The 19,502-nt window shown below is 66.6% G+C and carries 20 protein-coding genes; 17 read left to right on the top strand and 3 right to left on the bottom strand.

Annotated elements, in window-relative coordinates; translation table 11 throughout:
• Positions 1 to 298: 298 nt before the first annotated feature.
• From FS388_RS12935 to FS388_RS12900, 8 genes are all read left to right on the top strand, one after another.
• Positions 299 to 646 (top strand): helix-turn-helix transcriptional regulator, encoded by a 348-nt coding sequence (locus FS388_RS12935; protein WP_146341785.1) that lies wholly within the window; start codon positions 299 to 301, stop codon positions 644 to 646.
• A gap of 52 nt (positions 647 to 698) precedes the next feature.
• Positions 699 to 1,307 (top strand): ABC transporter substrate-binding protein, encoded by a 609-nt coding sequence (locus tag FS388_RS12930; protein WP_146341784.1) that lies wholly within the window; start codon positions 699 to 701, stop codon positions 1,305 to 1,307.
• Positions 1,294 to 1,755, top strand: a complete 462-nt coding sequence (locus FS388_RS12925; protein WP_146341783.1) for a hypothetical protein — start codon at positions 1,294 to 1,296, stop codon at positions 1,753 to 1,755. The genes FS388_RS12930 and FS388_RS12925 overlap by 14 nt, the downstream gene beginning before the upstream one ends.
• Positions 1,745 to 2,785, top strand: a complete 1,041-nt coding sequence (locus FS388_RS12920; protein ID WP_146341782.1) for an ABC transporter substrate-binding protein — start codon at positions 1,745 to 1,747, stop codon at positions 2,783 to 2,785. Before FS388_RS12925 ends, FS388_RS12920 begins: the two co-directional genes overlap by 11 nt.
• The gene (locus FS388_RS12915; protein ID WP_146341781.1) at positions 2,782 to 3,630 is read left to right on the top strand and encodes a siderophore-interacting protein; all 849 of its coding nucleotides are present in this window, start codon (positions 2,782 to 2,784) and stop codon (positions 3,628 to 3,630) included. The genes FS388_RS12920 and FS388_RS12915 overlap by 4 nt, the downstream gene beginning before the upstream one ends.
• 28 nt (positions 3,631 to 3,658) lie before the next feature.
• A complete protein-coding gene (locus FS388_RS13310; RefSeq protein ID WP_146341780.1) occupies positions 3,659 to 4,714 on the top strand; it encodes an iron ABC transporter permease in 1,056 nt (351 codons plus the stop codon).
• Positions 4,711 to 5,772, top strand: coding sequence for an iron chelate uptake ABC transporter family permease subunit (locus FS388_RS12905; RefSeq protein ID WP_146341779.1), 1,062 nt, complete (start codon positions 4,711 to 4,713; stop codon positions 5,770 to 5,772). The genes FS388_RS13310 and FS388_RS12905 overlap by 4 nt, the downstream gene beginning before the upstream one ends.
• A gap of 168 nt (positions 5,773 to 5,940) precedes the next feature.
• Entirely contained in the window at positions 5,941 to 6,702 is a 762-nt protein-coding gene (locus FS388_RS12900; protein ID WP_146341778.1) for a lipoate--protein ligase family protein, read from the top strand.
• 81 nt (positions 6,703 to 6,783) lie between these two features.
• On the opposite strand, the gene FS388_RS12895 is transcribed toward FS388_RS12900, so the two are convergent.
• The 3 genes from FS388_RS12895 to FS388_RS12885 all read right to left on the bottom strand — a co-directional run bounded on the left by FS388_RS12895 (position 6,784) and on the right by FS388_RS12885 (position 9,289).
• A complete protein-coding gene (locus FS388_RS12895) occupies positions 6,784 to 7,422 on the bottom strand; it encodes an MBL fold metallo-hydrolase (RefSeq protein ID WP_146341777.1) in 639 nt (212 codons plus the stop codon).
• Between the two features lie 58 nt (positions 7,423 to 7,480).
• Positions 7,481 to 8,578, bottom strand: a complete 1,098-nt coding sequence (locus FS388_RS12890) for an S-(hydroxymethyl)mycothiol dehydrogenase (RefSeq protein ID WP_146341776.1) — start codon at positions 8,576 to 8,578, stop codon at positions 7,481 to 7,483.
• A gap of 129 nt (positions 8,579 to 8,707) precedes the next feature.
• On the bottom strand, positions 8,708 to 9,289 hold the full coding sequence (locus FS388_RS12885; RefSeq protein WP_146341775.1) for a vitamin K epoxide reductase family protein: 582 nt from the start codon (positions 9,287 to 9,289) through the stop codon (positions 8,708 to 8,710).
• Between the two features lie 350 nt (positions 9,290 to 9,639).
• Between FS388_RS12885 and FS388_RS12880 the strand changes: the two genes are divergently transcribed.
• The 9 genes from FS388_RS12880 (at position 9,640) to FS388_RS12845 (ending at position 19,500) form a co-directional block, all read left to right on the top strand.
• Positions 9,640 to 12,294: an Rne/Rng family ribonuclease gene (locus FS388_RS12880; protein WP_146341774.1), complete on the top strand. Its 2,655-nt coding sequence runs from the start codon at positions 9,640 to 9,642 to the stop codon at positions 12,292 to 12,294.
• Between the two features lie 100 nt (positions 12,295 to 12,394).
• Positions 12,395 to 12,706 carry a 50S ribosomal protein L21 gene (gene rplU / locus FS388_RS12875; protein WP_146341773.1) on the top strand — a complete coding sequence of 104 codons (312 nt, stop codon included), beginning with the start codon at positions 12,395 to 12,397 and terminating at the stop codon, positions 12,704 to 12,706.
• Between the two features lie 50 nt (positions 12,707 to 12,756).
• Positions 12,757 to 13,014: a 50S ribosomal protein L27 gene (gene rpmA, locus FS388_RS12870; protein WP_146341772.1), complete on the top strand. Its 258-nt coding sequence runs from the start codon at positions 12,757 to 12,759 to the stop codon at positions 13,012 to 13,014.
• Between the two features lie 202 nt (positions 13,015 to 13,216).
• Entirely contained in the window at positions 13,217 to 14,803 is a 1,587-nt protein-coding gene (gene obgE / locus FS388_RS12865; RefSeq protein WP_146341771.1) for a GTPase ObgE, read from the top strand.
• Positions 14,800 to 15,945 carry a glutamate 5-kinase gene (gene proB / locus FS388_RS12860; RefSeq protein WP_146341770.1) on the top strand — a complete coding sequence of 382 codons (1,146 nt, stop codon included), beginning with the start codon at positions 14,800 to 14,802 and terminating at the stop codon, positions 15,943 to 15,945. Before obgE ends, proB begins: the two co-directional genes overlap by 4 nt.
• Positions 15,942 to 17,264: a glutamate-5-semialdehyde dehydrogenase gene (locus FS388_RS12855; RefSeq protein ID WP_146341769.1), complete on the top strand. Its 1,323-nt coding sequence runs from the start codon at positions 15,942 to 15,944 to the stop codon at positions 17,262 to 17,264. The genes proB and FS388_RS12855 overlap by 4 nt, the downstream gene beginning before the upstream one ends.
• A gap of 27 nt (positions 17,265 to 17,291) precedes the next feature.
• Positions 17,292 to 17,468, top strand: a complete 177-nt coding sequence (locus FS388_RS13090) for a hypothetical protein (protein WP_168198716.1) — start codon at positions 17,292 to 17,294, stop codon at positions 17,466 to 17,468.
• Between the two features lie 62 nt (positions 17,469 to 17,530).
• Complete coding sequence (gene nadD, locus FS388_RS12850; protein ID WP_146341768.1) at positions 17,531 to 18,175, top strand: nicotinate-nucleotide adenylyltransferase; 645 nt, start codon at positions 17,531 to 17,533, stop codon at positions 18,173 to 18,175.
• Positions 18,172 to 19,500 (top strand): hypothetical protein, encoded by a 1,329-nt coding sequence (locus tag FS388_RS12845; RefSeq protein ID WP_146341767.1) that lies wholly within the window; start codon positions 18,172 to 18,174, stop codon positions 19,498 to 19,500. Before nadD ends, FS388_RS12845 begins: the two co-directional genes overlap by 4 nt.
• The last annotated feature ends 2 nt before the right edge of the window (positions 19,501 to 19,502 follow it).

Raw genomic sequence — 19,502 nt, 5'->3', positions numbered from 1 at the left:
GACGGCACCTTTTGGACCGTGGGCCCGGGGCAGGCCGTGTGGCTCACCGCAGGGACCCAGCACGCCGTCACCGCCTCCGCGTCGGGCTCATTCGGAGCCACGCACCTTCCCTCAGGGTTGGTTGGAGTACACGCCCCGGGCACGGGGGCGGCCTCTCTGGAGGACGCAGCGCGTGAACTTCTCGTCTACATGAACGCACAGGAGATGACGGAAGCCGTCCGCCTGCGATTCCAGCACGCATGTCTGGACCTTCTGCGCGCATCGGACCAGGTGCGGCCCGGAGTCGCACTGCCCCGGGATGCGCGCCCTCCAGCCTATGGTCGCTGTCCTCGCCCGCAACCCCGCGGACGAGCGCTCCCTGAAGGGGTGGAGTGAGACGCTTCACCTCAGCGAACGCACGATCAACCGGGCACTCCTCGACGACATCGGCATGACGTTCGCCCCGTGGAGACGCCTGCTGCGCATCGACCGCGCTCGATCGCTGATCGCTGACGGGGAGAGCGTCAGCACCACCAGCTGGAGAGTCGGATACGCCTCACCCAGTGCGTTCATCAGCGCCTACCGGCAGGTCGTGGGCGAGACCCCGGGCGGCAGAGGAGCGATGACGGGTGGACGAGACAGAGTGTCCACATTGCAACACATCTGAGTCACGCCGCTCCCTAAGCTGAGGCTGTCCTAATGTCGGTGAGGGGAGAACAATGCTGGTTCCATGGAAGGCGCGTCGCACTCGAAGCCTCAGCAGCGTATCGATGGCAGGGCTTCTGCTGGTCGGACTGCTGACGGGCTGCTCCGGCAGTCTTGAGGAAGCAGACCCGCAGGAGAGCGACCCCGGCGAGGCCCCGGCCGCAGGGGAGGAGGCAGGCAGCGCCTATCCGCGCACGATCGAGCACGAGTTCGGCGAGACCGTCCTGGAGGAGAAGCCTGAGCGCCTCGTGACTCTCGGCGCCCAAGACCACGACTACGCCTTAGCCCTGGGCAGCGTGCCGGTGGGCAACTCCGGCTTCACCTTCTACGAGGACGGAATCGGTCCCTGGGCCGAAGAGTACGTCGAAGACGCCGACCTGACGTTCTTCAGAGGCTCGGAACTGCAGCTGGAGGAGGTCGCGGCCCTTGAGCCGGACGTCATCACCAGCGTGACCTCCGAACTCCCGGAGGAGATCCTCGCGCAGCTCGAAGACATCGCCCCGGTCATCGGCCGACCGTCAGGTCCCCTCGAAGACGGAGTCACGATGGGCCAGGCCGCTGAAGCATTCGGCCAGATCCTCGATCAGAAGGATCAGGCCGCCGACCAAAATGACCGCCGCTGACGAGCACGTCAGACGTACGCGTGAAGCCCACCCGGAGTTTGAAGGGCTCACTGCCTCGGTGGTCCTCACCAGCTCGGATGAGAGCGGCTTCTGGATCCTGCTCGACAACGACCCACGAGGGAACTTCTTCACCTCGTTGGGGTTCGAGATCCCCGAAGCCGTCGCCGACATGGCCTCGGAATACGACTGGACGACCGAGATCTCCCACGAAAACGTCGAGCTCCTCGACGCTGACCTCCTCGTCGTCCTCGTCATTGACGAAGACCCCGACTTCGACCTCGTGGACTACAGCCCGCTGACCGAGAATCTCGAGGCGGTCCAGGAAGGACGCGTGGTCATCGCAGACCGCGACGAGCGCGGTGCCATCAGCTACAACTCGGTGCTGTCGAACCCGTACGCACTCGAGCACCTGGTCCCACGCATCGCGGAGGTGCTCGATGAGAGCTGAACCGCGCCGTTCCTCCCAGACCCTCCGCGCCCCCGCGAATCTCTCACAGTGTCTGCGCAGGCCGATCACATCTGAGCTGGACCGTCGCCGATTCCTCGGATGGAGCGCCTTCGCCTCGGCATCGTTCCTGGCGGGATGCTCCGCGTCCCCCGGCCGCGAGGCTGCCCCTGAGAACCGCACCGTACGCTACGACTACGAATCGTTCACCGGCCGAATCCCCGCCGACCCGCAGCGAGTCCTCGTCATCGAGGGGAGGGCCGATCTCGAATTCGCTCTGACCTGCGGCTACCCCGTCTTCGCCTCAGGCTTCTACTTCGGTCAAGAAGGTGCCCTCCTCGATGAGATGCAGGAGCTGATGCCTGCAGATCTCGAGACCATCGGCTTCGCCGACAGCGGAGAGCCCGACCACGAACTCATCGCCTCACTCGGCCCAGACCTCATCATCATGCGCCAGAACGCATACAGCAGCGACTTCTACGGCAACAGCCGACTGGAAGAGGTCGCACCTGTGCTCGCCGTCGAGAGCGGCTCCACCGGCTGGCAGGATGCCATGCGTGAGCAGGCCCGCATGCTCGAACGTGACGAAGCCGTCGACGAGGAGATCGCTCGCTACAACGAGCTGACAGAGACCATCCGTGAGCGTTCAGGCGAAGAGCTCAGCCGCATGAGCCTCATCTGCGGGACCGCCATGGACACCGCAGGCATGCTGGTCATCACCAACTCGTTGGGCAATGAAGTAGCGACCGACTTGGGCATAGAAGTGCCCATGTACGACCCAACAGACGAAGAGGGCTCATACGAACTGTCCGAAGAGAATCTCGGTGACCTCGCCGACGTTGGAACCCTCGCGGTGTTCGCCTTCGAGGAGCGCCCCGCACTCGGGCAGTCAGAAGCCTTCCGGAGACTGCCCGCGGCTCAGAACGAGCGCGTCTTCAATCTCGACCTCACCCTTAACCAGGGACTGGCCCGAGCCGCCTGCGCACTCGCCCGCCAGCTCGAAGAGATGGCCGCACCAGGAGGTGCAGGATGAGCCGAGCAAGCACCAAAGCCACGGGCGCCAGGATGCACCCGCCGCGCGAACGCCACCGAGCCTTCGCCTGCACCGTCCAGGCAGCGCGTGCCATCACACCCGGGATGCGCCGCATCACCCTGAGCGCTCCCGAACTCACAGACTTCCAGCAGGGCGCCAAGGACGAATTCTTCGCACTGATGATCCCGGCAGCCTATGGCCTGCGCCTTCCGGAGAGCACCCCGGAAGGAACCCCGCCGCGCGCTCTCGCCGCGATGATCCCTGAGGAGCAGAGACCCCTGCTGCGCTGGTACACGATCCGGGCACACCGCCCCGAGGCTGGTGAAGTCGACGTCGACATGGTGCTCCATGGGGAAGGCAGCAGCAGCGGACCCGGAAGCAGCTGGGCAGCAGAGGCGCGTCCGGGCGACATCGTCGGATTCTGCGAAGGAAACGGCATCTACTACCCGCCCGCTGGGGCCGAGACTCAGATCTTCTTCGCCGACGAGACCGCACTGCCCGCCCTGGCAGCGCTGCTGGAATCGCCGAAGCCCCACCCGGACCGGCCCGCGCCGAAGCCGGAGAGCACCCACGTCCACATCGAAGTGCCGGCGGCCTCCGAGATCCAACCGATCAGCACCGAGACCACGGTGCACTGGCACGTGCGCGATGACCGACCACCAGGTGCCGCTCTCACCGAAGCCCTTCACGGCATGGACCTGCCCGCACGAGCGGACTACGCCTGGGTATGCGCAGAAGCGGGAACCGTCCGCACCGTACGGAGGCACCTGGTGAGAACCCTCGGGATGCCCAAGGAGAAGATCTTCTTCTCCGGGTACTGGCGACGCGGAGAGGCCCGCACCTGAGGTGACAGCCACCATCAGGCCCGTCAGGATGACCACGGCACCGGACCGAGCCGAACGCACCGCATCACGTGCAGGACTGGCCCGCACCAATGCCCGGCGCGCAGGCGGCCTCGTTCTGCTGGTCGCGTGCCTCACCCTCGTTTGTCTGCTCAGCGTGTCCGTAGGATCAAAATCGATCCCCCCTGGCACCGTCTTCGAAGCGTTCAGCGACTACAGCCCCCAGCACGACGAGCTGTTCATCGTCCGCGAGCTGCGGCTTCCCAGAACCATCGTCGCCGTCGTCGTCGGAACCGCCCTCGGCGTGGCCGGAGCGCTCGTCCAGGCCCTCACCCGCAACCCCCTCGCAGACCCCGGCATCCTAGGCGTCAACGCCGGCGCGGCCTTCATGGTCGCCATCGGCATCGGAGTCTTCGGCGCCGCCTCCGTCCAGAGCTACGTCTGGTTCGCCTTCCTCGGCGCCCTCATCGTGACCCTCGCCGTCTACCTCATCGGCTCCGCCGGCCGCGGCCCCACAGACCCCGTCCGGCTGACCCTCGCCGGAGTCGCCCTCGGAGCCGTCCTATCCGGCGCCACGACAGGTCTCATGCTCATCGACCCGCAGACCTTCGACCACATGCGCGCATGGAACGCCGGAAGCGTCGTCGGCCGAGGCTACGGCGTCCTGCTGCCCGTAGTTCCGTTCATCGCCGCAGGTGTCTTCATCGCACTCGCCGTCACCCGATCCCTCAACGCGATCGCCCTCGGCGAGGACCTCGCCGTCGCCATGGGCGCCCGCGTCCGCACCACCCGGGTGCTCGGGGTGATCGCCGTGACTCTGCTCGCCGGCGGCGCGACCGCCCTCGCTGGGCCCATCGGATTCGTAGGACTGATGATCCCCCACGCGGCCCGCTGGATCACAGGTCCGGATCAGCGATGGATCTTTGCCTACACGATGATCATGGCACCTCTGCTGCTGGTGCTGTCCGACACCCTCGGCCGCATCGTGATGCGGCCCGGCGAACTGCCGGTCGGGATCGTCACAGCCTTCGTTGGCGCCCCAGTGCTCATTGTTCTGGTGCGCAGGAAGAGAGCGAGCGGGCTGTGACCGAGCAGCAGGGAAGCCAAGTCGACTTCGGCCGTGAAAGCAGAGTCCTCCGCGCGGGGCGCTGCTCGGTGCGACTCACCGTCCGCCCGCTTCTCGTATGCGCACTCATCGCAGCCATCACATGCGCCTTGGCCGTCTATGCCCTCTCGGCAGGCACCTACTCGCTGACACTGTCGGACATGGTGGACGTGCTCACCGGAGCCGACCAGAGCTTCAACAGGGTCGTAGTGCTGGAATGGCGGGCTCCGCGAATTCTGGCTGCCATCGTCTTCGGGGCGGCTCTCGGCGTCTCCGGGGCAATATTCCAATCGTTGACCCGCAACCCTCTGGCCAGCCCGGACGTGATCGGCTTCGCCTCCGGGTCCTATACGGGAGCCCTCATCGTCATCATCGTCATCGGAGGCGGCTACGGACAGGTCGCAGGCGGTGCGCTCGTCGGCGGCATCATGACTGCGGGCCTGGTGTATCTGCTGGCCTACAGGGGAGGCATCAAAGGCTTCCGGCTGATCATCGTGGGCATCGGCTTCTCCGCCATGCTGAGCAGCCTCAATACGTACATGCTGCTGCGAGCCGACCTCGACGTCGCCATGAGCGCGGCCGCGTGGGGTGCCGGCTCTCTGAATTCGACGTCGTGGGAACAGGTCGGCATCGGCAGCCTGGCGATTCTGCTCCTCTTCGGAGTCGTCGGCCCCCTGATCACCCCCATGCAGCAGATGGAGCTGGGCGACGATGCGGCGCGCGCCCTCGGGGTACGGGTGGAGCGGTCGCGGCTGATCCTGATCCTCTCCGGAGTCGGACTGACCGCGGCGGTCACCGCAGCCGTCGGGCCGATCGCGTTCGTCGCCCTGGCTGCGCCCCAGATTGCCCGGCGGCTCGCCCGGTCGCCCGGCATAGCTGTGTGGCCGGCAGCGTTCATGGGCGCGGCACTGCTCCTGGGGGCCGACATCCTCGCTCAGCAGCTGCCCCCAACGCCTCTTCCGGTCGGCGTGGTCACCGTCGTCATCGGGGGCGGCTACCTGATCTGGCTGCTGGTTCACGAGGTTCGACGACGGGCATGAGATCTGCGCCCTGAGCCCGACCCCAGGCAGGCCCGTCGTAAAGCGGCCCCCGCGAGCATCTCGCCGGGTAAACTCTTGCGGCGTGACAGCGATCCACTCCACCAGCGAAGCACCTGATCCCCCTGAGGGTCGCGCACGCCGACACACCATCAGGCTCGACGGCACCCGATGAGCGCATCTGGCAACGGCCGATCGGGTCGCCGCAGCACCCCCCGCGGCCCTCAGCTGCAGCTGATCCGACAGACTTCGAGCCTCGGCGCAGAGGCAGACCTCCAGCGGGCCCTCGACCTGCTGCAGAGCACGCGCGAGCCAGGCGTGGGGCCGATGCTGCGCATCTACCGCCCCCAGCCCACCGTCGCCTTCGGGCAGCGGGACGCGAAGCTCCCCGGTTTCGAAGAGGCCGCGCGCCGCAGCCGTGCCCTCGGGTTCGAGCCCCTCGTCCGTCGAGCCGGAGGCCGGGCAGCCGCCTACAGCCCAGGCTCCCTCGTCGTGGACCACATCGAGCCGGACGCAGACCCTATCCGCGAATCCCGAGATCGATTCGTCGCCTTCGGAGAGCTCTTCGCCGACGCGCTGCAGAACGCCGGACTGGACGCAGTGATGGCGCCCCTTCCCGCCGAGTACTGCTACGGAGACCACTCCGTGCACGGCATCCACCCGGACCAGGCCGACGTTCGCCTGAAGCTGGTCGGCACCGCCCAGCGACAAGTAGCCAGCGGGTGGCTGTTCTCCACCTCCATCGTCATCGAAGACGGACCCCGCATCCGGCGCGTGCTCGCCGAGGTGTATGACGCGCTCGGGCTGGAATGGGACCCGCTGACAGCAGGATCAGCCGACGAGCTCAACCCCGACCTCACCGTCTACAGCGTCGAACAGGCCATCCTCGAAACGTACAGCACCTACTGGAACGTGCTCGAACCCATCGGCTGACCATGCCGCCCCGCGCACAGAAACGCCCGGGCCCACGCATCATACGGATGGAGGCCCGGGCGAACCCGCTGGAGCGTCAGGTCACTCGGCGTTCTTCAGCGCCTCTTCGACGTTGGGCTTCTCCGTGCCGATCGTGGTCGACGGACCGTGCCCCGTGTTGACCTGCGTCTGATCCGGCAGCTCGAACAGGCGGGACTTGATGGAGTCCACAATGGTCTCGAAGCTGCTGTAGGAGCGCCCGGTGGCCCCGGGTCCGCCGTTGAACAGCGTGTCACCCGAGAAGAGGACGGGCTCACCATCGAGGTTCTCGGCGTAGTAGCACGTGGAGCCGGGGGAGTGGCCCGGTGTGTGAATGGCCGTCAGGACCGTCTCACCAATGGTGAATGTATCCCCGTCAGTGATCTTGACCTCCGGCTCAGCGTCTCCGTACACCTGCTCCCAAAGGACCTTGTCGTCCCAGTTCAGGTGGATGTCGCCGCCGACCCGGGACTGGACGTCCCGGACCTGCCGGATGTGGTCGTCGTGGGCATGGGTCAGCAGGATCGCTGCGACCCGACGGCCACCCACCTGCTTCTCCACCGCCTCGGCATCGTGTGCAGGGTCGATGATGATGACCTCCTCCTCCGTGCCGACGATCCACACGTTGTTGTCCACGTTGTGCGTCTCTCCGTCCAGGGAGAAGGTTCCGGAGGTCTCCAGGTGCTCAATGCGTGCGCTCATGAGGTCGTCCTCTCGTATCCGTAGTGGTGGTGCTGCATGTGCGGCGGGGCTGCTGATCTCAGGCGTCGATCTCCACCACCGACCGCAGCACCTCGCCGCGGTTCATGGTGTCGAAGGCAGTCTGAACGTCTTCGAGGCGGACCCTTTCGGTGACGAAGGCGTCGAGGTCGAGACGACCCTGCTGATACATGTCCACCAGCATGGGGAAGTCGCGGGAGGGAAGGCAGTCGCCGTACCAGGAGGACTTCAGGGAGCCGCCCCGGCTGAAGAAGTCCTGCAGGGGAAGCTCCAAGGTGAGGGAGGGGTCGGGGACGCCGACCAGCACGACCCGCCCGGCGAGGTCACGGGCGTAGAACGCCTGCTTGTAGGTGGCGGGCACGCCCACCGCGTCGATGACGACGTCCGCGCCGAAGCCTCCGGTCAGCTCGCGGATGCCCTCCACCGCATCGGTCTCGCCCGAGTTGATCGTGTGGGTGGCGCCGAGCTTCTTGGCGGTCTCCAGCTTCCGAGGGTCCAGGTCCACGGCGATGATCTTCGTCGCACCCGCGAGCTTCGCGCCTGCGACTGCGGCGGTGCCCACACCTCCGACGCCGATGACGGCCACGGACTCGCCGCGCTTCACCTCACCGGTGTTCATGGCGGCGCCGATGCCTGCCATCACGCCGCAGCCGAGCAGCCCTACCGCGGCGTTGGAGGCGTCGTCCACGTCGTCGACCACGGTGCACTGCCCGGCGGCCACGAGCGTCTTCTCCGCGAAGGCGCCGATGCCCAGGGCGGCCTCGAGCTCGGTGCCGTCCTCCAGCGTCATCCTCTGGGACGCGTTGTGGGTGTCGAAGCAGTACTGCAGCTGACCCTTCCGGCAGGCGCGGCACTCGCCGCACACGGCACGCCAGTTCAGAATGACTTTGTCGCCCACGGACACGTTGGTCACGCCGTCTCCGATCTCGGAGACGCGGGCTGTGGCCTCGTGGCCGAGCAGGTAGGGGAAGTTGTCCCCGACCTCACCCTGCTGGAAGTGCTGGTCGGTCTGGCAGACCCCGCACGTGAGAACGTCGACGACCACTTCTCCCGGGCCGGGATCAGGGATCACGATCTTCTCGACCGTAGCCGGAGCGTTCTTGGTGAGAGCGACGATTGCGTTGACGGTCTGAGGCACGGTGTTCTCCTTGAGCGGGGGCAGCCTAAAACCCCATTCAATCATTGGCGCCCCCAGGGGCTCGATCAGTTTCTTCTGTGAGCCCTGCCTCACCTCTGACCTGCGGGGAGGCTCAGCCCACGATTGGGCTCAGCCTGTGAACGCCCAGGAGAACTGGATCAGGATGCTGGCGAAGACCCCCAGGAAGATGAGAACCACCAGTGCCCACCACCACGCTGCCGTGAGCTCGCGGACGCGGGGAGGTGCCGGAATCACCCCGGTGAGGATGTTGCGGGTCGTCACGACCACGAAGAGAGGGATCACGGCCGACCACACGACCATGCAGTAGGGGCACAGAACCCCTATGACGTAGACGGCCGAGTACCAGAGCCAGATGCAGAATCCGAAGGCGAACGTCGCCCCGGCCTGCACGCCCCAGTGATACCAGCGCGGGAGCCTCGCTCCGGCAAGAACCGTCACCGCGACGAGCACCATCAGGGGAAAGCCGACGACGCCCAGAAAGATGTTCGGGAATCCGAAGGTGGAGGCCTGCCAGGCGTTCATCACCTCGCCGCACGAGACCCACGGGTTCACATCGCAGGCCGTGACGTGGTCAGGATCCCCCCACAGCAGCACCCGCTCATGGAGGAGGAGGAAGCTGGCCGCAGCTCCGACGAGCGCGCTGACCAGCAGCCACACCCCGTAGGCGCGGTCCTTCACAAGATGCGACATGCCCCCATGCTATGCCGTTCACCTGGTCATAGATGTGCATGTGCCATACTGAAAGACATCGAGGGCAGACCACACCTGATCCTTGAGAAAGCTTTGAATGCAGAGCTGCGGCAGGCGCCCGTCGTGAACCACCAGAACGAAGGTACGCACGGAAAGCCACAGAGCAAGTCGCCGCCGCAGATGCTGCGCAGACCATAGTCCGGCATCGGGCTCCCCGCGCAGAGCGCGCCTCACACAGCGGAGGCAGCGCCCGGGGAGGAGCAGGTCGGGCGTTCGAAGGACGAGACAGAGCCGTCGTCCGGCGTTGAGTGTGGCTCCGCTGGAGGTCGGCGGAAATGCATTGGCCCACCATGAGCAACGAGAACTCCACAGAATCCTCCGCCGAGACGGCGGAGGAGGTCTACAGCCCATTCTCCGTCCCTGAGCCCGGTCACCCTGGGGCGGACGCGTCGCCGAAGCGGCCCGCTGACCCTGAGCCGGCCGAAGACCCTCTGGACGTCCTGTTCCAGGCTCCTGACCTCTCGTCCGTGAAGCGGACGCCGAAGAAGGAGAAGGAGCCCGAGCCGGAGTCCCACGACGACGGCGGCGATGACGAGGACGACTCAGACCAGGAGTCCTCCCAGCAGTCGAACGCCGACTCCGGCGGCGACGGCGGCAGGAGGTCCCGGCGGAAGCGCCGCAGGGGAGGGCGCAACCGCGGACGCAGCGCCGACGAGTCATCGCAGGGCTCCGATGACGATTCCTCGGGCGGCGGCGACCGCTCTGAGCAGAAGTCTGACTCATCCGACGCAGACGGCTCTTCCGGCTCCGACGACGAGGGCCGCGCCGAGTCGACTGATGAGAGCGGCACCGTAGTCCGGCGGACCCGCAAGCGGCGCCGCGGCTCCTCAGACATGGAGATCGAGGACGAGGACGGCCACACCGTCACCCGGGTGCGCTCCGGACGCGAAGCAAGCTCCGACGCCTCGGACAAGGTCTCCTCCGTCAAAGGCTCCACCCGGCTCGAGGCCAAGCGCCAGCGCCGACGCGGGAACCGTCAGTCGAACCGTCGCGGGATCGTCACCGAGGCGGAGTTCCTGGCCCGCCGGGAGTCCGTGGACCGGAAGATGATCGTGCGCCACCGCGACGGACGCATCCAGATCGGAGTGCTGGAGGACGAGGTGCTGGCAGAGCACTACGTCTCGCACACCACCCAGGACTCCCTGATCGGCAACGTGTACCTCGGCAAAGTCCAGAACGTGCTGCCCTCCATGGAGGCTGCCTTCGTCGACATCGGACGCGGCCGCAACGCCGTGCTCTACGCCGGTGAGGTGGACTGGGAGTCTGCAGGCATCGGCAACGCACCCCGAAAGATCGAGAACGCCCTGAAGTCCGGCGACTCCGTCCTGGTGCAGGTCACCAAGGACCCCGTCGGGCACAAGGGCGCCCGGCTGACCAGCCAGGTCTCCCTGCCCGGGCGCTACCTGGTGTTCGTGCCAGGGGGATCCATGACGGGCATCAGCCGCAAACTCCCGGACACGGAGCGGTCGCGGCTGAAGAAGATCCTGAAGGAGAACATGCCCCAGAACTCCGGGGTCATCGTTCGCACTGCCGCTGAGGGCGCCTCCGAAGAGGAGCTCACCAACGACATCAACAGGCTTCGCGCACTGTGGGACTCCATCCAGGACCAGACCAACGACCGCAAGGTCCTGGCCCCTGAGATGCTCTATGCCGAGCCCGATCTCACCATCAAGGTCGTCCGCGACGTCTTCAACGAAGACTTCTCCTCCATGGAGATCCAGGACGACGAGACGTGGGACAACGTCGAGGCCTACGTCACCTACGTGGCGCCGCACCTGCTGGACCGCCTGAAGAAGTGGGACCCCGCCGAGCATGACGGGCAGGACATCTTCGCCCACCACCGCATCGACGAGCAGCTGAACAAGGCCCTCGGGCGCAACGTGAAGCTGCCCTCCGGCGGCTCCCTGGTCTTCGACCGCACCGAGGCGATGACCGTGGTCGACGTCAACACGGGCAAGTTCACCGGCTCCGGCGGAAACCTCGAAGAGACGGTCACCAAGAACAACCTGGAGGCCGCCGAAGAGATCGTGCGCCAGCTGCGGCTGCGCGACATCGGCGGCATCATCGTCATCGACTTCATCGACATGGTCCTGGAGTCCAACCGCGACCTGGTCCTTCGCCGGATGGTGGAGTGCCTCGGCCGGGACCGGACCAAGCACCAGGTCGCCGAGGTCACCTCGCTCGGACTCGTTCAGATGACGCGCAAGCGCATGGGCACCGGGCTTCTGGAGGTCTTCTCCTCTGAGTGTGAGCACTGCGCAGGACGCGGCATCGTCACCCACGAGGAGCCGATCCACCACCAGCCCGCCTTCAACTCGCAGGGCGAGCAGCGGTCCAACGGCAGCAAGAAGTCCAAGAAGCGCAAGAACAAGCCCAAGAAGGACGACGACTCCGGGCGGCAGACCGACCCCAGGGAGCTGAAGAAGCTCGAGCGGGCGAGCGCGGGCATGGCCAAGGTCGCCGCGGCCACCGCCGGAGCTGGTGAGTCCGAGAAGAACGACGAGCAGGCGCCTTCGGCGGACACCGGCAGCAGCTCCAAGAATGAGGGTCAGGCGAAGAGCGGGCAGTCGACGCTGAAGATCGGCGGCGAGCCGGTCGAGGTTCCGCGCGGTGAGAAGTCCGGCGCGCAGAAGCGCGCAGAGGAGCCTGCGGAGCAGCCCAAGACCTCCTCCCTCGACTCCTTGGAGGAGGCGCTGGCCTCGCGGAGCGAGCAGCCGCGGCGCAGTGCACCTGCTCGACGTCGCCGTCGCGCGGCGGGGTCGGCACAGGGCTCCGGGGGAGAGGTGCACCAGGTGCAGTCTGCGGAGAAGGAGCAGCAGAGTGCCAGCTTCTCCGCCGCAGCTCCCCAGAAGAGCGCCGATGAGAAGTCAGCGGCCAAGGCTGACACCGCTCCGATGATGCTCGGAGTGGGCGTGTCCGCCGATGAGATTGGCAAATCGGAGTAGAACCGCGTAGGATTGACGGCTGGTGCTATTGCGCCCAAAGTCTTTTTTGCGCGCTCCGCGCACGTATTTATTGCACGTTCAACGAGAGAAGTGAGTCCAAGTGGTGTACGCGATTGTCCGCGCAGGCGGCCGCCAGGAAAAGGTTTCCGTCGGAGATCTGGTGACCCTTGACCGCGTCGACGCCGAGGAAGGCAGCACCATTCAGCTGCCGGCAGTGATGCTGGTCGACGGCGACAAGGTCACCACCGGAGCTGACGAGCTCAACAAGGTGACGGTCTCGGCCGAGGTGCAGGGCAACCTGCGCGGCCAGAAGATCGTCATCCACAAGTACAAGAACAAGACCGGCTACCACAAGCGCCAGGGCCACCGCTCTGAGCTCACGCGGGTCAAGATCACCGATATCGCGGCCTGAGCCGTAGAATCGTCCTGATACAGGTTTAAGCGAGAGGCAGGCAAAACGCTATGGCACATAAGAAGGGTGCGAGCTCGACTCGCAACGGTCGCGACTCCAACGCCCAGCGACTGGGCGTCAAGCGCTTCGGCGGCCAGACCGTCAACGCAGGCGAGATCCTCATCCGCCAGCGCGGCACCAAGTTCCACCCCGGCAGCAATGTCGGACGCGGCGGCGACGACACTCTCTTCGCCCTGTCAGACGGATCCGTAGAGTTCGGCTCCCGTCGCGGCCGCAAGGTCGTCAACATCGTTCCAGCAGCCGCCTGAGCGGCAGTGCTGGTCTCGGCCTCTGATCAGAATCAGCGGCCAACCGGTCAGTGAGAGCTGACCACACACCGAAAGCCCCGCAGCTCACACGGCTGGCGGGGCTTTCGGTGTTTCAGGGCTGACGCCCTGTTCAGGCACGTAAGGTCAGCGCACCAGCAGGTGGCTGTGACAAGACGAGGATTCTCGTCGACGGGAGGTTCCAGTGGCGCATTTTGTTGATCGCGCGGTCCTGCACGCCGCAGGCGGAAACGGCGGACACGGATGCGTCTCCGTCCACCGAGAGAAGTTCAAGCCCCTGGGCGGCCCCGACGGCGGCGACGGCGGCGACGGCGGGCACGTCGAGCTGGTCGCCGACGCGCAGACCACCACGCTGCTCGACTACCACCACCGGCCGCACCGGCGCGCCGGCAACGGCGGCGTCGGAGAGGGCGACCACCGTCACGGGTCCAAGGGAGAGACCCTCGAGCTCCCCGTCCCCGAGGGCACCGTGGTCAAAGATCGCGAGGGCAACGTGCTGGCCGACCTCGTCGGCATCGGCTCCAGGATCCGCATCGCCGAAGGAGGACACGGCGGGCTCGGCAACGCACGCCTGGCTTCGAAGAAGCGCAAAGCCCCCGGCTTCGCGCTGCTGGGGACGCCGGGCGAGCAGGTGGAGATCGAGCTCGAGGTGAAGTCGGTGGCCGACATCGCCCTGGTGGGCTTCCCCTCGGCAGGCAAGTCGAGCCTTATCGCCGCGATGTCTGCGGCGCGCCCCAAGATTGCCGACTACCCGTTCACCACCCTGGTCCCCAACCTCGGCGTCGTCGAGGCCGGCTCCACCCGATTCACCGTGGCTGACGTGCCCGGACTGATCCCTGGCGCCGCCGAGGGCAAGGGGCTGGGCCACCAGTTCCTCCGCCACGTGGAGCGCTGCGCAGCCCTCGTCCACGTCCTGGACTGCGGCAGCCTCGAAACCGACCGTGACCCCCTTGGGGACCTCGACGCCATCGAGAAAGAGCTGGCCGCGTACGCCCCCGACGCGATCACCGGATCCGCGTCCTACGGCGTGGAGTCCCTCCTGCTGAACGAGCGGCCCCAGCTGATCGCCCTGAACAAGACGGACCTTCCGGATGGCCAGGCCATGGCCGAGATGGTCCGCGGCGAGCTTGAAGGGCGCGGCTGGAGGGTCTTCGAGGTCTCCGCAGTGGCACGCCAAGGCCTGCGCGAGCTCGGCTTTGCCATGGCCGAACTGGTGGAGGCCGCGCGCGCCCAGCGCGAGACCGAGCACGCCCCCGTCCAGGTCACGGTTCGACCGAAGCCGGTGGACGAGAAGGGCTTCAGCATCTCCCGTGAGGAGAAGAACGCGGCACCGCTGTGGCGAGTGCGCGGCGCAAAGCCCGAGCGGTGGATTCACCAGACGGACTTCAACAACGATGAGGCAGTCGGCTACCTGGCGGATCGTCTGGCTGCCATCGGCATCGAGGACGAGCTGTTCAAGCAGGGGGCCGCCCCAGGTGACTCAGTCGTCATCGGCTCCGACGACGACGGGGTGGTCTTCGACTGGGAGCCCACCATGGCAGCGGGTGCCGAGCATCTCGCCGGTCCGCGCGGCACCGACGTGAGGTTCGACGACCTGCACAGGCCCACTCGCGCCGAGAAGAAGCAGGAGCAGGCCGATCGTCGTGCGGCCAAGGCCCTCACACGCGAAGAGATGGCCGCGTTCTACGACCAAGACGACACCAGCGGCACTGAAGTGGTGTACAGCCACTGGGATCCCGACGCCGAAGATGACGAGCAGGAGTCTCGGTGAGGACCAAGCTTGCCGGCGTGGTGAGCTCAGCGGCGGAGCTCCCCGCCGCGCGCCGCATCGTGATCAAGGTGGGCTCCTCATCGCTGACCACCGTCGATGACGGAATCAACGTTGAGGCGCTGCTGCACCTGGTCGACGCCTGCCAGCAGCTGCGAGACGGCGGCACCGAAGTGGTGCTGGTCTCCTCGGGTGCGATCGCAGCCGGACTGGCGCCGCTGAGCATGCCCAGCCGCCCCACCGACCTGGCGGCGCAGCAGGCGGCCGCTGCTGTGGGACAGGGCCTGCTCCTGGCTCACTACACGCAGGGGTTCGCGCGCCACGGCTCACCGGTCGCTCAGGTCCTGCTGACAGTGGAGGACCTCATCCGCAGGGCCACGTACACCAATGCGCTGCGCAGCCTGGAGAAGCTGCTTGCCCTGGGTGCTGTGCCCGTGGTCAATGAGAATGATGCGGTGGCCACAGCCGAAATCCGCTTCGGCGACAACGACCGACTCGCGGCGCTGACCGCGAACCTCCTGCACGCCGACGCCCTGGTGATGCTCTCCGACGTCGACGCACTGTTCGACGGCCCACCTTCGCAGGGCGGCAGTCCCCTTCGGGACGTTCGCGGGGAACAGGATCTGACAGGTGTCACCCTCGGCCCGCGCGGCCGAGCCGGCGTAGGCACCGGGGGCATGGTCACCAAAGTGGAGGCGGCGCGAATCGTCACGGCCCACGGGATTCCTGCGATGCTGACCTCCGCGAAGAACGCCCCCAGGCTGCTGGCGGGAGAAGAGGTCGGCACCTTCTTCCACCCGAGGGGCCGGCGCCGCGGTGCGCGCACCGCATGGCTCGCCCACCTCGCATCGACGAAGGGTCGGATCGTGGTGGATGAGGGAGCGGTGCGAGCTGTCGCTGTAGGCCGAAGCTCCCTCCTTGCCGCGGGCATCACCGCCGTGGAGGGCGACTTCGAATCCGGCGACGTGATTGAAGTGGTCGATGCCCACGGAACGGTTCACGCCCGCGGCGTCACCGGGTACTCTGCGGAGGAGCTGCCTCAGATGATGGGCCGGTCCACGGCAGAGCTGGCCGCTGAGCTGGGCCCTGACTACGAGCGGGCAGTGGTCCATACTGATGACATGGCACGAGTGAGGAGCGTATGAGCGCCGAGACGTCCGACGAGCTGAGAACCGAGGTCACCCAGGGCGTCGCCGAGGTGAGCCGCCGCGCCCGAGAGGGTGCGCGTCCGCTGGGCTCCATGGACCGTCAGCACAAGGACCGCATACTTCTTGCCCTCGCGCGCGGTCTCCGCGAGTCTGTCGCCTCACTGGTCGAGGCCAATCGGCAGGACCTGGAGCAGGGGCGTGAGAACGGGCTCTCCAAGCCGCTGCTGGATCGTCTTCAGCTCAGCGAAGCACGCATCGAGGCCCTGGCCGAGGCCGTCGAGGACGTCATGGCTCTGGAGGACCCCATCGGACGTGTCCTGAACGGCCGAACCCTCCCCAACGGCGCCAGGCTGACCCAGACCTCTGTTCCCCTGGGCGTCATCGGAGTCATCTACGAGGCGCGGCCCAACGTGACCGTGGACATCGCCGCCCTGGCACTGAAGTCCGGCAACGCAGCGATTCTCCGGGGAGGCTCCGCAGCGTCCCACACCAACGAGATGCTCCTGAGCATCATTCGCAATGCTCTCCGAGCCTGCTCAGCTCCCGTGGACGCGGTGCAGTCCATCGACGAGTACGGCCGGGAGGGCGCCACCGCCCTGATGAATACCCGAGGCAGCGTCGACGTTCTCATTCCCCGCGGCGGCAGCGACCTCATACAGCACGTGGTGCAGAACGCCAGGGTCCCCGTCATCGAAACCGGCGAAGGCAACGTCCACGTCTACCTGGACGAGAGTGCGGACCCTGACATTGCTCGCAACGTCGCGATGAATGCAAAGACGTCGCGGCCCAGCGTCTGCAATGCCGCTGAGACCCTTTTGATCCACGAAGGCGCCGAAGGAGCGGCCGTCGAGGCGCTCCGGGCGCTGCACCGCGCGGGGGTGACTCTCCATGTGGACCCCCGTGCCCGCCAGTGGCTGCCGGACTACGGCCCCGACCTGGTCTCGCCCAACGACTACGGCGAGGTCCACGAGGTCAGCAGCGAACACTTCTCGACCGAGTTCCTGGGCCTGGAGATGGCGGTCGGGGTGGTCTCCTCACTCGATGAGGCCATCGATCACATCGCTCGATACTCCACAGGCCACACCGAAGCCATCGTGACCGACTCGGTGCGCAGCGCAGAGAAGTTCATCGCGGAGGTCGACGCAGCCGCTGTGGTGGTCAACGCGTCGACGCGGTTCACCGACGGCGGTCAGTTCGGACTGGGCGCCGAGGTGGGAATCTCCACTCAGAAGATCCACGCCCGCGGTCCGATGGGTATGGGCGAGCTGACCACCACCAAATGGATTCTGCGCGGCGAGGGTCAGATCCGTCCGTAGGTCCGCGATGTGGGTAGACTAGCGCCCATGAGTTTTCCTGTTCTGACCCTGCTCGCCGAGGAGCACAGCGAGGCGCTGTTCATGCCGGCCCCCTGGTTCGGCATCCTGATGTTCGCATTCCTGATGCTGGCTATGCTGGTGGCTCTGAGCTTCGCGCAGAAGAACCGCTCACCTCAGGCTGACCCCGAGGCCGGCGGTCACTGACCAGCTTGGCTCACACCTCCACCACTCCCGACCCGGGCAGCCGGCCCCCTCGACTGGGGATCATGGGAGGGACGTTCGATCCCATTCACCATGGTCACCTCGTCGCTGCGAGCGAGGTTGCGGCGGAGTTCGGCCTCGACGAGGTTATCTTCGTGCCCACCGGGCAGCCGTGGCAGAAGCAGGAGCGCGACGTCACGCCTCCGGAGCACCGGTACCTGCTCACGGTCATCGCCACGGCGTCCAATCCGCGCTTCACGGTCTCCCGGGCAGACATCAACCGCGGCGGAGCCACGTACACCATTGATACGCTGCGCGATTTCCGCGAGATGTATCCGACGGCCGAGCTCTTCTTCATCACAGGGGCCGACGCGATGGCCCAGATCCTGTCGTGGAAGAACGTCGAGGAGCTGTGGAGCCTCGCTCACTTCGTATCGGTGAGCAGGCCGGGCTACATCAACGCGGATCTGGGCCGCAGCGACCAGGTGTCTCTGATGGAGATTCCGGCCATGGCGATCAGCTCAACTGACCTGCGTGAGCGTGCCGAAACGGGAAAGCCGGTCTGGTACCTGGTGCCCGACGGGGTGGTTCAGTACATCGCGAAGCACAGGCTGTACCGCCCTGACTCGGCCACACACGCCCATGGTGCCCCCTCCAGCGACGCAGTGGGGCATAGCATGGACCAAAACGATCAGGAGGCGTCACGATGAGTGATTCAATCCCCGAGCAGATCAGCGGCGGAGACAATCTCCGTGAGCGCTATCTGCCGGTCTCCCGCAAGGAGCTGCGGCGCCGTCGTGAGGCCGAGCTGGCCGTGCACCGCGGCGCCTTCGAAGAGGCTGACGCGGCGGCGGACGAGCTGGACCCTCCGGAGACGGACGCGACAGCAGCGCCGGAGCCTGAGGCATCTGTGGAGGCGCAGGTGCCTGGGGTTCCGGACGACGCCGGTGAGGACGAACTGGCCCGCACGCTCAAGGACGTGCAGACCATGGAGGATCCCGCCGCCGGTGACTTGGCGGAGGCAGAGCGGGAGGCTCAGGAGGCCGATTCCGAGGAGGCGCCCGAGGCGGAGCGTCCTCTGGATGAGGATCCCGAAGCCACTCAGGAGTTTCAGCCCGGCGACTACGTCACTGCACCTGTCCAGCAGGTGGCGCACGACGCCGAATGGCCCGACGAGGAGCAGACCGAAGCGGCACCTTCCTACTCGGGGTCTCATTTCGGCCAGCCCGGACCGGCGGAGCGTGACGATGACGAAGCTGAGGAGGAGACCTCCTGGGCAGCTCCGGAAGATGCCCCCGAGGCGCCGCTGCCTGAGCCCGCGGAGCCGGACCAGTCACGGCCCGAAGAAGAGGTCGCCGATGCTCTCGGCGAGGACACCTGGGGCCTCGGTGACATCGACCACGTGCCGAGCTTCGAGGAGCAGGACTCCTCCGAGCCGGAGGCGAACGATGAGCCTGACTCCGGTGCCTCCACAGAGCTGATCACGTACCCGCAGGCCGACAGCGGTGAAGTCGCCCCTATTCCGGCATCGCGCCGGGCCTGGCGCCTGCTGCGGGAAACGTCGAGCATTCCCCGGCTCGATGAGGACATGCTCGCAGAGCTGGATGAGCTCACCAGCGAGATCAAGCTCCACGACGATCCGGAGAACGTGGACCCTGAGCTGCTGCGCCGCCAGCAGGCCTTCGCCGCGAAGGCGATGCAGGCCAACCAGGCGCGTCTGCGTCAGGAGCAGGCGGAGCGCGAAGCGAGGGAGGCCGAGGAGCGGCGGTGGCGTCGTCACCACCCCCCGGAGTCCGACGTCATTGCTTCCAAGACGGTCCGCGATGCCATGGACTCCGAGCACGACTACGTGGAGCTGCCGTCGGGCAGCATCGAACCGGTCGAAGCTCGCGGGGCCCACGGCTTGGATATCGACAAGCTCGTCGATGAGACCTCCAAGGAGGCGAACCGTCCCAACGTGATGCTGTGGCTGGTGATTGTTCTGGCGCTGCTGCTCGCAGCCGCCGTTGTTGTTCTGTTTACTGTGGTGCTTTGAGG

This window comes from Nesterenkonia sp. NBAIMH1 (assembly GCF_007922635.1).
Taxonomy (GTDB): Bacteria; Actinomycetota; Actinomycetes; order Actinomycetales; family Micrococcaceae; genus Nesterenkonia; species Nesterenkonia pannonica.
Note: the sequence above shows the minus strand (reverse complement) of the source record. Positions and strands in the feature narration are given on the sequence as shown.

What these genes read in the sequence shown, in the direction of transcription:
- FS388_RS12935 (WP_146341785.1), top strand. Translation starts at nt 299, where the DNA reads ATGCGCGCCCTCCAGCCTATGGTCGCTGTCCTCGCCCGCAACCCCGCG.
- FS388_RS12930 (WP_146341784.1), top strand. Translation starts at nt 699, where the DNA reads ATGCTGGTTCCATGGAAGGCGCGTCGCACTCGAAGCCTCAGCAGCGTA.
- FS388_RS12925 (WP_146341783.1), top strand. Translation starts at nt 1,294, where the DNA reads ATGACCGCCGCTGACGAGCACGTCAGACGTACGCGTGAAGCCCACCCG.
- FS388_RS12920 (WP_146341782.1), top strand. Translation starts at nt 1,745, where the DNA reads ATGAGAGCTGAACCGCGCCGTTCCTCCCAGACCCTCCGCGCCCCCGCG.
- FS388_RS12915 (WP_146341781.1), top strand. Translation starts at nt 2,782, where the DNA reads ATGAGCCGAGCAAGCACCAAAGCCACGGGCGCCAGGATGCACCCGCCG.
- FS388_RS13310 (WP_146341780.1), top strand. Translation starts at nt 3,659, where the DNA reads ATGACCACGGCACCGGACCGAGCCGAACGCACCGCATCACGTGCAGGA.
- FS388_RS12900 (WP_146341778.1), top strand. Translation starts at nt 5,941, where the DNA reads ATGAGCGCATCTGGCAACGGCCGATCGGGTCGCCGCAGCACCCCCCGC.
- FS388_RS12895 (WP_146341777.1), bottom strand. Translation starts at nt 7,422, where the DNA reads ATGAGCGCACGCATTGAGCACCTGGAGACCTCCGGAACCTTCTCCCTG.
- FS388_RS12885 (WP_146341775.1), bottom strand. Translation starts at nt 9,289, where the DNA reads ATGTCGCATCTTGTGAAGGACCGCGCCTACGGGGTGTGGCTGCTGGTC.
- FS388_RS12880 (WP_146341774.1), top strand. Translation starts at nt 9,640, where the DNA reads ATGAGCAACGAGAACTCCACAGAATCCTCCGCCGAGACGGCGGAGGAG.
- rpmA (WP_146341772.1), top strand. Translation starts at nt 12,757, where the DNA reads ATGGCACATAAGAAGGGTGCGAGCTCGACTCGCAACGGTCGCGACTCC.
- FS388_RS12855 (WP_146341769.1), top strand. Translation starts at nt 15,942, where the DNA reads ATGAGCGCCGAGACGTCCGACGAGCTGAGAACCGAGGTCACCCAGGGC.
- FS388_RS13090 (WP_168198716.1), top strand. Translation starts at nt 17,292, where the DNA reads ATGAGTTTTCCTGTTCTGACCCTGCTCGCCGAGGAGCACAGCGAGGCG.
- nadD (WP_146341768.1), top strand. Translation starts at nt 17,531, where the DNA reads ATGGGAGGGACGTTCGATCCCATTCACCATGGTCACCTCGTCGCTGCG.
- FS388_RS12845 (WP_146341767.1), top strand. Translation starts at nt 18,172, where the DNA reads ATGAGTGATTCAATCCCCGAGCAGATCAGCGGCGGAGACAATCTCCGT.